At 69.8% G+C, this 12814-nt stretch carries 10 protein-coding genes; 5 read left to right on the top strand and 5 right to left on the bottom strand.

Annotated elements, in window-relative coordinates:
• Positions 1-216 precede the first annotated feature (216 nt).
• From QR78_RS11485 to QR78_RS11470, 4 genes are read left to right on the top strand one after another with little or no spacing between them, the layout of a single operon-like run.
• Complete coding sequence (locus QR78_RS11485) at positions 217-1170, top strand: branched-chain amino acid ABC transporter permease (protein ID WP_048427653.1); 954 nt, start codon at positions 217-219, stop codon at positions 1168-1170.
• Complete coding sequence (locus tag QR78_RS11480) at positions 1167-2495, top strand: branched-chain amino acid ABC transporter permease (RefSeq protein ID WP_048427652.1); 1329 nt, start codon at positions 1167-1169, stop codon at positions 2493-2495. The genes QR78_RS11485 and QR78_RS11480 overlap by 4 nt, the downstream gene beginning before the upstream one ends.
• Before the next feature lie 11 nt (positions 2496-2506).
• Positions 2507-3271: an ABC transporter ATP-binding protein gene (locus tag QR78_RS11475; protein WP_048427655.1), complete on the top strand. Its 765-nt coding sequence runs from the start codon at positions 2507-2509 to the stop codon at positions 3269-3271.
• 14 nt (positions 3272-3285) lie between these two features.
• A complete protein-coding gene (locus QR78_RS11470) occupies positions 3286-4008 on the top strand; it encodes an ABC transporter ATP-binding protein (protein ID WP_048427654.1) in 723 nt (240 codons plus the stop codon).
• 38 nt (positions 4009-4046) lie between these two features.
• Here QR78_RS11470 and QR78_RS11465 read toward each other — a convergent pair whose 3' ends face one another.
• Both QR78_RS11465 and otsB read right to left on the bottom strand, forming a co-directional pair.
• Positions 4047-4466, bottom strand: a complete 420-nt coding sequence (locus QR78_RS11465; protein WP_048427651.1) for an FKBP-type peptidyl-prolyl cis-trans isomerase — start codon at positions 4464-4466, stop codon at positions 4047-4049.
• Between the two features lie 81 nt (positions 4467-4547).
• Entirely contained in the window at positions 4548-5300 is a 753-nt protein-coding gene (gene otsB, locus QR78_RS11460; RefSeq protein WP_048427650.1) for a trehalose-phosphatase, read from the bottom strand.
• 486 nt (positions 5301-5786) lie between these two features.
• Between otsB and QR78_RS11455 the strand changes: the two genes are divergently transcribed.
• Positions 5787-7787: a putative bifunctional diguanylate cyclase/phosphodiesterase gene (locus QR78_RS11455; RefSeq protein ID WP_125901371.1), complete on the top strand. Its 2001-nt coding sequence runs from the start codon at positions 5787-5789 to the stop codon at positions 7785-7787.
• 673 nt (positions 7788-8460) lie between these two features.
• On the opposite strand, the gene tkt is transcribed toward QR78_RS11455, so the two are convergent.
• From tkt to QR78_RS34910, 3 genes are all read right to left on the bottom strand, one after another.
• A complete protein-coding gene (gene tkt / locus QR78_RS11450) occupies positions 8461-10539 on the bottom strand; it encodes a transketolase (protein ID WP_048427648.1) in 2079 nt (692 codons plus the stop codon).
• 40 nt (positions 10540-10579) lie between these two features.
• Positions 10580-12469 carry a glycoside hydrolase family 15 protein gene (locus QR78_RS11445; RefSeq protein ID WP_048427647.1) on the bottom strand — a complete coding sequence of 630 codons (1890 nt, stop codon included), beginning with the start codon at positions 12467-12469 and terminating at the stop codon, positions 10580-10582.
• A gap of 81 nt (positions 12470-12550) precedes the next feature.
• On the bottom strand, positions 12551-12814 hold a 264-nt coding region (locus QR78_RS34910; RefSeq protein WP_048427646.1), incomplete at its 5' end, for a hypothetical protein.

Raw genomic sequence — 12814 nt, 5'->3', positions numbered from 1 at the left:
GGTGAGTTTCACTCTGGTGCGAGGCGGCCGTGTCGGCGTTTGCGCCGATATTTCGAGCCGCTTCGCGGCACTTCTCGTGCTGGATCCCGGATCTCCTTCCGCTTACGCTACAGTCGTCCGGGAAAGGGCGGGGTTGATCAAAACTCAAAGCCGAGACGGGTGTTTTCTGCACTGCACCCGCCATTCCGGCGCCCCGCACCGGCAGGAGACCCCCGCGTGCTCGAACTCCTCATCATCTCGACGCTGAACGGCGTGCTCTACGGGATGCTGCTCTTCCTGATGGCGAGTGGCCTGACCCTGATCTTCAGCATGATGGGCGTGCTCAATTTCGCCCATGCCAGCTTCTACATGCTGGGGGCGTTCTTCGGCTATCAGATCAGCAAGTTCACCGGGTTCTGGGTCGGCCTCGTCGCCGCCCCGGTCGTCGTCGGCGGCATCGGCGCGCTCGTCGAGCGCTACGGCCTGCGCAACGTCCACCGCCACGGCCACGTTCCGGAACTGCTCTTCACCTTCGGCCTCGCCTACGTGATCGAGGAGGTGGTGCAGATGGTCTGGGGCAAGCTGCCGGTCGATTACCGGGTGCCGGCGGCGCTCGACTTCCCGGCCTTCACGGTGTTCGGCACCAACTACCCGGCCTACAAGCTGTTCATGCTGGTGATCTCGGTGGCGATCTTCATCGCCCTCCTGGTGGCCCTGACCCGGACCCGGGTCGGGCTGATCATCCAGGCGGCGCTGACGCATCCCAACATGGTGGCGATGCTCGGCCACGACGTGCCGAAGGTGTTCATGCTGGTCTTCGGCGTCGGCACGGGCTTGGCCGCCGTCGCGGGCGTCATCGCCGGGCCGGCGCTGGTCACCCAGGCCAACATGGCGGGACTGCTCGGGCCGATCCTGTTCGTCGTCGTCGTCGTCGGGGGCTTGGGCTCCCTCACCGGCGCCTTCGTCGCCTCGCTGCTGATCGGCCTGGTGCAGACCTTCGCCATCTCCCTCGACGTCTCGGTCGCCACCGTCTTCCAGGCCATCGGCATCGACGCCGCGCCCTCGGGCGGGGTGCTGGGCGACCTCTGGACCGTGACGATCGCCCAGATCGGGCCGATCATCCCCTATCTCCTGCTGGTCCTCGTGCTGATCGCGCGGCCGACCGGCCTGCTCGGGAACCGCGAAGCATGAGCGACCTCGCCGACATCGCGCCGTCCGGGGCCCTCGCGCAGGCCGGCGCCCGCCCGTCGATCCGGCCCAAGGGCGCGAGCGTCGCCGCGCAGGTCCTGCCCTGGCTCGCCGCCGCGGCGATCCTGGTCGCGGCGCCCCTCGTCTTCACCAGCGGCACGGCGCTGACCATGATGAGCCTGATGGGCATCATGGTGGTGTTCTCCCTGTCCTACAACATGCTGCTCGGGCAGACCGGGCTCCTGTCCTTCGGCCACGCGGTCTATTACGGCCTGGGCGCCTTCTTCACCGTCCACGCGATGAACCTCGTGGCATCCTTGCGCCTGCCGGTGCCCCTGCCGCTGATGCCGGTGGTCGGCGGTCTCGCCGGCCTCGCCTTCGGCATCCTGTTCGGGGCGATCTCGACGAGGCGGGCCGGCACCGTCTTCGCCATGATCTCGCTCGGCATCGCCGAACTGGTCTCGTCGGGCTCGCACATCCTGCACAGCTTCTTCGGCGGCGAGGAGGGCATCACCGCCAACCGGACCAAGATGCTGCGGGTCTTCGATCTCAGCTTCGGGCCGCAGATCCAGGTCTATTACCTGATCGCCGCCTGGTGCCTGATCTGCGCGGTGGCGATGTACGCGATCACCCGTACCCCGCTCGGCCGCCTGTGCAATGCGGTGCGGGAGAACCCGGAGCGGGTCGAGTTCCTCGGCTACGAGCCGCAGGCGATCCGCATCACCGCCTTCTGCCTGTCCGCGATGTTCGCCGGCGTCGCGGGCGCGCTCGCGGCGATCAACTTCGAGATCGCCAATTCCGCCTATCTCGGCGTGCACCAGTCCGGCGTGGTGCTGCTCGCGACCTTCATCGGCGGCATCGGCACCTTCGTCGGCCCGGTGGTCGGCGCGGTGGTGGTGACGCTGCTCCAGGTCTCGCTCAGCGACCTCACGGAGGTCTGGCAGCTCTATTTCGGGATCCTGTTCATCGCCATCGTGATGTTCGCTCCCGGCGGCATCGCCGGCCTCGCCCTCATGCACGGCCCGCTGATCCGCGCCGGCACCGCGCACCGGCTGCTGCCGGCCTATCTCCTGGCGCTCGGGCCGTTCCTGCTCCTGCTGGCCGGCGCCATCGCGCTGATCGAGATGGCGTTCCGGGTGCTGGTCAAGGCCTCCGACGGCACCGAGATGAGCCTCGTCGGCATCCCCTTCGACGCCGCCCATCTCCTGCCCTGGATCATCGCCGGCGCGATGGCGGTGGGCGGCGGGCTGGCGTTGCGCGCCGTGCTGCCGCGGATGAACGCCGCCTGGCACGACGCCTCCGACGCCGCCAAGGAGACGCTGGCATGAAGGCCCCCGGCATGACCGCCCCCGCGATCGAATTGTCCGGCGTCCACAAGAGCTTCGGCCCGGCCAAGATCATCAACGGCGTCGACCTCGCCGTCCCGGCGGGCGAGCGCCACGCCATCATCGGGCCGAACGGTGCCGGCAAGTCGACGCTGTTCCACCTGATCAGCGGCCGCTTCGCGCCGACGAGCGGCACGATCAAGCTGGAGGGCCGCGACATCACCGGCTGGCGCCCGGCGGCGATCAACAAGGCCGGGCTCGCCCGCAGCTTCCAGGTCACCAACATCTTCCCCAAGCTCAGCGTGTGGGAGAACGTGCGCTGCGCGGTGCTCCGCGCCATGGGCCACGGCCCGTCCTTCTGGCGCGGGGTCGAGGGGCTGCCGGGCGTCGCCGAGCGCACGGAAGAAATTCTCGCCCGCATCCGCCTCGGCCATCGCGCCTCGGTGGCGGCGGGGCTCCTGGCCTATGCCGACCAGCGGGCGCTCGAGATCGGCATCGCCATCGCCAGCGACGCCAAGGTGATCCTCCTCGACGAGCCGATGGCCGGGATGAGCCACAGCGAGAGCGAGCACGCGACCCAGCTGATCCGCGAGGTCACGACGGGCCGCACGCTCCTGATGGTCGAGCACGACATGGCGGTGGTGTTCGGGCTCGCCGACCGCATCTCCGTGCTGGTCTACGGCCGGATCATCGCCACCGACACGCCAGCCCGCATCCGGGAGAACCGCGCCGTGCAGGAAGCCTATCTCGGCGTCGCCACCGGGGAGGAGGCCGCGTGAGCGCCGCCCCGGCCATGCCGGCTGCCGGCACCGCACCCGCGCTCCTCGAGGTCGAGGACCTGCACGCCTATTACGGCAAGAGCCACATCCTCCAGGGGGTGAGTTTTTCGGTCGGGGCCGGCGAGATCGTGTCGATCCTCGGCCGCAACGGGGTCGGCCGCTCCACCACCCTCAAGGCGATCATGGGCGACGTGCCGCCCCGCGGCCAGATCCGCTTCAAGGGGCAAGCCATCGCCGGCCTCAAGCCCTACGCGGTCGCCCGCCGCGGCCTCGGCTACGTGCCGGAGGAACGGGCGATCTTCCCCAAGCTCACGGTGCGGCAGAACCTGGCGCTCGGCGAGAAGAGCGGTAAGCGCGGCGGGCGCTGGTCCTACGCCGACATCTTCCGGCTGTTTCCGCGGCTGGAGGAGCGGATCGACACGCCAGGCGGCGTGCTCTCGGGCGGCGAGCAGCAGATGCTAACGATCTGCCGCACCCTGATGGGCGATCCCGACCTCATCATGATCGACGAGCCGACGGAAGGCCTGTCGCCCCAGATGGTCGCCCGCGTCGCCGAGATGATCGGCGAGATCGCCGCGCGGGGCGTCTCGGTGCTGCTCGTCGAGCAGAAGCTGACCATCGCGTTGAAGCTGTCGCAGCGCCTCTACGTCATGGGCCACGGCCACGTCGTGTTCGAGGGCAGCCCCGCGGCACTCTCCGCCAACGAGGCGGTGCGGCGGGAGTGGCTGGAGGTGTAGCAAATGACCCCGGGCGCTCTGCGCCCGGGGCATCGGGCTCAGCGCACGCCAAGCAGTTCCACGTCGAACATCAGCGTGGCGTTCGGCGGGATCACGCCGCCGGCGCCGCGGGCGCCGTAGCCGAGCTCCGGCGGGATGATCAGGGTGCGCTTGCCGCCGACCTTCATGGTCGACAGGCCCTCGTCCCAGCCCTTGATCACCTGGCCGGTGCCGACCGCGAAGTTCAGCGGCTGCTTGCGGTCGAGGGAACTGTCGAACTTCGCGCCCTTCTTGCCGTCCTGGTAGAGCCAGCCGGTATAGTGGACGCTGACGGTCTGGCCGGCCTTGGGCTGCGGACCGGTGCCGACCACGTCGTCCTTGACCTGGAGGCCGGACGGGGTGGTGGAGAACGAGGCGGCGGAGGCTGAGGCGGTCATGGCGATCGTGAGGGCTCCGGCGAGGAAGAGGGAACGGCGCATCGACGGGATCGGTCCTGTGCGTGACGTCGGAGGTGAGTTAGGGCATCGCGGCGCCGGCGGATAGGCCGTGCCGCATCGGCCTCAGGCCGGGGGCAGGGATTCCGGGTCGATCGCCCCGCCCGCGGCCCAGCCCAGGAGCAGGTCCCGCACCGCCGCCGGATCGGCCACCCGGTGGCGGGCCACGGTCTCGCCGGGCCCGACCCGGATGGTGATCCCGCCATCCTCGTTCACCGGCACGAAGGCCTTCTCGTCGGTGAGGTCGTCGCCGATGAACACCGCGCGCCGGCCCGCATAGGGCGCCTCGGCCAGGAAGGCCCGGATGGCGTGGCCCTTGGTGGCGCTGGCCGGCAGGATCTCGGCCACCGCCTTGCCCTGTTGCAGACGGTAGGCCTCGCCGAGGATGCCGGCGACGGACGACGCGGCCGATTGCGCCCGGACGGCATCGGCCTCGGTCGCGAGCCGCCAATGCACCGCGACCGAGCAGCCCTTGTCCTCGATCAGCACGCCGTCGAGATCGGCCACCGCCCGTTGCAGGGTCGCGACGCCGGCCCGCAGGGCGGGATGCGCCGCCGGGTCGCCACCCGTGAGCCGGCCGTCGCGGCGCTGCTCGACGCCGTGCAGGCCGGCGACGTCGAACCGCTCCGGGTTGAGGAAGCCGTCGATGGTGGCGACCGGCCGCCCGGTCACCAGGGCGAGCGCACCGCCGAGGCGGCCGCGCAACTGCGCGAGTCCGGCGGGCAGGGCGGGCGGGACCACCACGCCGTCGGGCCGGGACGCGATCTCCACCAGGGTGCCGTCGAAGTCGAGGAAGAGGGCGTAGGCGGTGTCGGTCAAGGGATCGGGTCTCCCGTCGGTGTCAGGGGCCGTCGCGACGCCACGACCGGCCCGCATCCCCCTTCGTTGCGCCGAGCGAAGCCCCGGCGCCGTGGGTGCGGGCCGGCGCCTCGTCCTGCGACGGGAATTGGCGAGGCAGCCCCGAATCGCAACCGCGGCGAGGCGCCAAAACCGGGGTGGGGAGGAGACATCATGTCGCGGTCGGGGCGAGCCGGGTGCCGCCCGGCGTGCATGCTCCTGGGCGGACGGTATTCCTAAAATGCGCGATAATTCCGAGCGACGCGCGACGACGGCCGGACAAGCTGGCGCGAGCGGTCTCCGTTGGGGAAGGTTGCACGAGGCGTCGCGGAGGGCTGCCGGATTGCGGGGCTTCGGCGTCCCGGGTCGGTTCGATCCACCGGCTTACCCATATCTTACTGTCGCACGGCGAGCTCGATGACCCGCGTAACTTTTGATTCAACCGCTTCTGATTACTGATGGGGTGACGTGGATACGGTGGTCGGCTCGGCCGAGCGGGGTGGATACGCAGTGCGGCGGATTCTGACGATCCTCGACCTCTTTCGGGTCGATACCTCGAACCCGGACCTGATGCAGGCGCAGATGCGCGCCCTGCATAACCACGTCCCGCTGCTTTACCTGATCCTGGCGATCAACTCGACGGCGGTGGCCGTCACCCATCTCGGCGTCGCCCCGAACTGGATCACCGTCTATCCGCTTGTCGGATTGCTGTCGGTCTGCGCCCTGCGACTCGGGTTGTGGCTGCGCCGACGCCAACGGCCCCTCGACGCGCAGGCGACCCCGGCCAAGCTGCGCGCCACGATAGCGCTCGCCGGGCTCCTGGCGGCTTCCTTCATGGCCTGGGGCGTCGCGCTGCTGCGGTACGGCGACGCCTACGCGCAGGCCCACGTGCTGTTCTACGTCGGCAACACGATGATCGCCTGCGCCTTCTGCCTCGCACATCTGCGGGCGGCGTCGCTCCTGGTGATGGCGATCGTCGTCGTCCCGTTCTGCCTGTATGTCGGCTATCTCGACAACCACGTGATGCGGGCGATCGCCCTCAACCTGCTGGTGGTCAGCGGTGCCCTCGCTTTCGTGCTGCTCACGTATCACCGCGACTTCACCCGGCTCATCGGCCAGCAGGTGGAGCTCGAACGGTTGAGCCGGGACAACCTGCGGCTGGCCAATATCGACACCCTGACCGGCCTGCCCAACCGGCGCAGCTTCTTTACCTCCCTGGAGGCGGCGACGCAGGCGGCGGAGGCCCGCGGAGACGGCTTCGTCGTCGGTCTCGTCGACCTCGACGGCTTCAAACCGGTGAACGACGCCCACGGTCACGGTGCCGGCGATGCCGTTCTCCAGGAAACCGCCGGGCGTCTCCAGGCAGTCCTGGGCGACAGCGGCGTGGTGGCACGCCTCGGCGGCGACGAGTTCGGCCTGATCCTGTCCAGCGCGCACGGCGCGACCGCCCTGGCCAAGACCGGCGAGGCGCTCTGCGGTGCCTTGGCGGCGCCGTTCCGGCTACCGAACGGCGGCAGCGCGCAGATCGCCGCCTCGATCGGCTTCGCCTCCTGCCCGGAGGCCGGGTACAAGTCGGCGATCCTCGTCGAGCGTGCGGATTACGCCCTGTACTACGCCAAGGCGAACAGCCGGGGCTCCGCCGTTCTGTTCACCGAGGAGCACGAGCGGCTGCTGCGCACCCAGAGCGTGATCGAGCAGGCCCTGCGCCATGCCGATCTCGCGCGGGAGATGAGCCTCGTCTACCAGCCGATCGTCGACGTGCGGAGCGGCCGCACGATCGCGTTCGAGGCGCTGGCGCGGTGGAAGAGCCCGGAACTGGGCCAAATCTCCCCGGCGGTGTTCGTGCCGATCGCCGAGCGGTCCGGCCTCATCACCCGCATCACCGCGGTGCTGTTCGGGCAGGCGCTCGCCGCGGCGCGGGCCTGGCCTGACTCGATCGCCCTGTCGTTCAACCTGTCGATGGCGGACATCGCCTCGCCCCAGGCCGCGGCCAACATCGTCGCGACCGTCAAGGCGAGCGGCCTCGCTCCCGGCCGGGTGGTTCTGGAGGCGACCGAGACGGCCCTGATCCAGGACGTGGACCAGGCCCAGAAGGTGCTGAGGACCCTGAGGGCGAACGGCATCGCCATCGCGCTGGACGATTTCGGGACCGGCTACTCGTCCCTGAGCTACGTCCACCGCTTGCCGCTCGACAAGCTCAAGATCGATCGCAGCTTCATCAGCGAGATCACCACCGACCCGGCGAGCCGCGACATCGTCACGTCGATCCTGGCGCTGGCCCGGAACCTGAAGCTCTGCTGCGTGGTCGAGGGCATCGAGACTGCCGAGCAGGCCCGTCTCCTCGAGAGCCTCGGCTGCGTTCAGATGCAGGGCTATCACTTCCACCGGCCGATGGGTTTCTCCGACACCCTGGACTACCTCGATGCCGAGGTGGCGCGGGCGCCCCACCGGGTGCAGGCCGTCGCCTGACCGGAAGCCGTTTGATAGAAACGGCCCAAGATGCCGACGCATCGGGCCGTTGAACCATCCCGAATTCTCGACACCAAGCCAAAGGTTTGGCGAAAATTCGAGACCGGAACCCATGGTACACGACCCTGGCCGGGAACCGTGCAGCCAGGCTTCATGACCCATTGCAAACCAACCCCTTTTCCGGACGACTGAAGCGAAGCGGAAGGAGATCCGGAATCCAGCACGAAAAGCCGCGAAGCGTCTCATTGTCTGCGACGGTGCAACAGGTTGAGCCGCTTCGCGGCATGTCCTCTGCTGGATCCCGGATCTCCTTCCGCTGACGCTCCAGTCGTCCGGGAAAGGGGGTGGAACGCCCGCGTGGTGGCCTCCACTTTCTTCAATGTCGTGTACCGTTACCGGAACCAGAGGTCGTTTTCAACGACCGTTGGCATGAGACGGAAAGGGCGGCCGGGTTGCGCTGGCGATCCACCCGGATCCGCCGAAGCACCCGAATCCCCGGGTCGTTGCCGGTTCGACCGTGCTGTTGTGGTCCTGGCGGCGAAGCAAGATATTCGATGATTCTGCGCCGGACTGTCTCACGCCCACCCGGTCGTCCCGCACGCCGCTTCGCAGATCCGGAATGACGGGGAGGGCGTGACGCCCGCCGGAGAGACCCGGCGGGCTCCCTGTCGTCTCAGCCCTTCGTCTTGGCCAGCTGGGCGCGCGCCGCCTCCAGCACCTTCTCCGGCGTGAAGCCGAACTTGGTCTGGAGGTCCTTGATCGGCGCCGAGGAGCCGAAGGTGTGCATGCCCAGGATCGTGCCGGTGCTGCCGGTGTAGCGGTCCCAGCCGATCACCGAGCCCTGCTCGACCGCGACGCGGGCCGTCACCTCGGGCGGCAGCACGCTGTTGCGGTAGGCCTCGTCCTGCTGCTCGAACAGGTCCCAGGACGGCATCGACACCACCCGGGCCTTCACGCCCTCGGCCTTCAGCGTCTCGTAGGCACCGAGGCAGAGCTGCACCTCGGAGCCGGTGCCGATCAGGATCACGTCGGGCTTCGCCTCGTCGGCCCCGGCCAGCACGTAGGCGCCCTTCGCGGTGCCGGAGGCCGGGGCATACTTCTCCCGGTCGACGGTCGGCAGCGGCTGGCGGCTGAGCGCCAGCACGGCCGGCTGGTGCTTGAGCTGCATGATGACGCGATAGGCCTCCGCCACCTCGTTGGCGTCGGCCGGCCGGAAGGTGACGAGGCCGGGGATCGCGCGCAGCGCCAGCAGGTGCTCCACCGGCTGGTGGGTCGGCCCGTCCTCGCCCACCCCGATCGAATCGTGGGTGAAGACGTGGAAGACCGGCACCTCCATCAGGGCGGCGAGCCGGATCGGCGGGCGCATGTAGTCGGAGAAGACCAGGAAGGTCGCTCCGTAGGCGCGCAGGCCCACGAGGCCCAGGCCGTTGACGATCGAGCCCATCGCGTGCTCGCGCACGCCGAAATGGATGTTGCGCCCGCCGGGCGTGAAGGGCCCGAGGGTGCCGGCCTCCGGGCTCTCGAGCTTGGTCTTGTTCGAGGGCGCGAGGTCGGCCGAGCCGCCGAGCAGCCACGGCACCCGGTTGGCGATGGCGTTGAGCACCTTGCCCGAGGATTCGCGGGTGGCGAGGCCCTTGGGGTCCGCCGGGAAGACCGGGATGTCGGCATCCCAGTCCTCCGGCAGGCCGCCGGCGAGATAGGTGGCGAGGTCCTTGGCGAGGCCCGCATCATCGGCCTTCACCGCCTCGACCAGCGCCAGCCACTCCTCGCGAAGGGCCTTGCCGCGGGCGCCGATGCCATTGCGGAAGTTGTCGTAGACGCCGTCCGGCACCAGGAACTGCGAATCCTCCGGCCAGCCATAGGCGCGCTTGGCGCCCTTGACCTCGTCGGGGCCGAGCGCGTCCGAGTGGGCCTTCGGGGTACCCTGCTTCGTCGGTGCGCCGTAGCCGATCACCGAGTTGACGATGATGAGCGTGGGGCGGTCGCCCGATTGCAGGAAGGTCTCGAGGGCGTGGGACACCGCCACCGTGTCGTTGGCGTCGGCGACGCGCAAAACCTGCCAGCCATAGGCCAGGAAGCGGGCGGCGACCTCCTCGCTGAAGGCGAGGTCGGTGTGGCCCTCGATGGTGATGGTGTTGTTGTCGTAGATCCAGCACAGGTTCGACAGGCGCAGGTGCCCGGCGATCGAGGCGGCCTCGGCGGAGACGCCCTCCATCAGGTCGCCGTCGCTGCACAGCGCGTAGACGTTGTAGTCGAAGAGCGGCCGGTCGCCATGGGCCAGGCGCTCGCCGAGGAAGCGGCCGCCCATCGCCATGCCGACGGAGTTGGCGACGCCCTGGCCGAGGGGCCCGGTGGTGACCTCGACGCCGGTGGTGAAGTGGTATTCCGGATGGCCCGGGGTGCGGCTGTCGAGCTGGCGGAACTTCTTGAGGTCCTCCAGGCTCACCGCCGGGGCGTTGCCCCCGTCCTTCTCCGCCACCTCGGCGAGGTGGAGCAGGCTGTAGAGCAGCATCGAGGCGTGGCCGACCGACAGCACGAAGCGGTCGCGGTTGGGCCAGTGCGGGTTCGCCGGGTCGTAGCGGAGGTAGTGGTTCCACAGGGTGAAGGCGACCGGGGCGAGGCCCATCGGCGCGCCGGCATGGCCGGAATTGGCCTTCTGCACGGCATCGATCGTCAGCGTGCGGATCGTGTCGATGCTGCGCTGGTCGATCTCGCTGGTGCCGGCCTTCGCCTTGGTGTCGGCTGCGCTCATGTCTGGGCCTCGTCCAAATGGGGTGTCGGGATGCGCCGTCTCACGACGCCGCGCCCTGGGCCGCCTGCGCCAGCATCACCGGGCGCTCGCCCGCCTGCTCCGCCGCCGCGTCAGGGTCTCCGCCGCGCTCCTTAGCGGGTCCGACGGCGCGACTGAAGTTCAGAAGCGTGTTGACGAGCGCGACATGGCTGAACGCCTGCGGAAAATTCCCGACCTGGCGCTTGCGCACGGGGTCGTACTCCTCGGCGAGCAGCCCGACGTCGTTGCAGAGCGCCAGCAGCCGCTCGATCAGGGCGCGGGCCTCCTCGCAGCGGCCGAGCCCGATCAGGTTGTCGGCGTACCAGAAGCTGCACGGCAGGAACGCGCCCTCGCCGGCGGGCAGGCCGTCGGTGCTCTGGCCGCTGGTGTCGTAGCGCAGCACGAAGCCGTCATGCATCAGGTCGCGGCCGATCGCCTCGACGGTGCCGACGACCCGCGGGTCGTCCTGGGGCAGGAAGCCCATATGGGCGATGAGCAGCAGGCTCGCGTCCAAGTCCTTCGAGCCGTAGAACTGCACGAAGCTGTTGCGCTCCTTATCGAAGCCCTTGTCGCAGACCTCGCGGTGGATCTCGTCGCGGGTGGCGCGCCAGCGCGCCACCGAGGCCTCGTCCCCGGCGGTCGGCTCGTTGTCGGAGACGTGCTCCTCGTAGAACTTGATCGCCCGGTCGAAGGCGACCCAGGCCATCACCTTCGAGTGGACGAAGTGCTTGCGCCCGCCGCGCACCTCCCAGATGCCCTCGTCCGGCTCGCGCCAGACCCGCTCGAGGTGGTCGAGGAGGGCGCGTCCGACCCGGACGCCGGATTCGTCGGCCCGCATGCCGCGCTGGTGGGCCTGATAGAGGGCGTCGAACAGCTCGCCGTAGACGTCGAGCTGGAATTGCTGGGCGGCGGCGTTGCCGACCCGCACCGGGCGCGAGCCCTCGTAGCCCGGCAGCCAGTCGAGCTCGATCTCGGGCAGCAGGCGCTCGCCGGCGATGCCGTAGAGGATGTGGGCCTGGGCGGGGCTGCCCGCCACCGCCCGGGTGAGCCAGTCGCGCCAGGCCCGGGCCTCGTCGATATATCCCGCATCCATCAGCGCCAGCAGCGTGAAGGTCGAGTCGCGCAGCCAGCAGAACCGGTAGTCCCAGTTGCGCACGCCGCCGATCTCTTCGGGCAGCGAGGTGGTGGGCGCCGCCACGATGCCGCCGGTCGGCCGGTAGATCAGCGCCTTGAGGGTCAGGAGCGAGCGCGTCAGCACCGCGTCCCAGGGCGTGCCGCCGCGGCAGCGCCGGCACCACGAGCGCCAGTAATCGACGGTGCCGGAGAGCACCTTGCGCGGCTCGATCGGCGGCGGGTCCTCCTCGTGGGAGAGGCCGTAGCTGAGGACGAAGGCGGTGCTGCGCCCTTCCTCGATCGTGAAGTCCGAGACCGTCGACTGCCCGACGCCCTTGAGGGCGGCGCGGGTGCGCAGGACCAGCTTGTTCGGCCCGGCGATGGCGCGCAGGTCGTCGTTCTCGCTGCGCGACACCCAGGGGACGGCCGAGCCGTAATCGAAGCGGACCACCAGGTCCATGCGCATCGCCACCCGGCCGCGCACGCCCTCGACGAGGCGCACCAGATGGGTGCCGTCCTCGACCGGCATGTAGTCGAGCACCCGCACCACGCCCTCGGGGGTCTCGTGGGTGGTCTCGAGGACCAGGGTGTCGTCCAGGTAGCGCCGGGTGGTGGTGGCCGCGCCCGCGGGTGCGATGCGCCAGTGGCCGTGATCCTCGCGGGTGCCCAGCAGGGCCGCGAAGCAGGCCGACGCGTCGAAACGCGGCCAGCACAGCCAGTCGACGCTGCCGTCGCGCCCGATCAGCGCCGCGCTGCGCCCGTCCCCGACGAGCGCGTAATCCTCGATGAGCAACGCCATGATGCGTCCCGAACGTAAGCCGTGACGCCCGTAGCTAGAGCGACCTCCCCTTTGGTCCAACCCGATTGCCGACGCGCCCGGTCAGCGCCGGCGGTCGATCAGGTCGATCATCGCGGCGCCGGCATTCACCACGCCGTCGCCGACCGCCGCCACCGTCTGCGTCACCACCCGGCCGGTCGGCATGAAGGGCAGCCAGGGCGAGGACCGCCCGGTCTCCGAGTCGGTGCTCGCCGTGCGGGTCGCGGGCATGCGCCCGGATTCCACCGCGGTCTCGGGCTGGGTCTTGCCCGCCCGCGGCATCTCGGGCCGGGCCGGCGGGCGCAGGCCCGCGAGCGCCGGCACCGC

Origin of the sequence: Methylobacterium indicum (assembly GCF_001043895.1) — a bacterium.
Taxonomy (GTDB): domain Bacteria; phylum Pseudomonadota; class Alphaproteobacteria; order Rhizobiales; family Beijerinckiaceae; genus Methylobacterium; species Methylobacterium indicum.
This window is presented reverse-complemented; position numbering and strand designations above follow the sequence as displayed.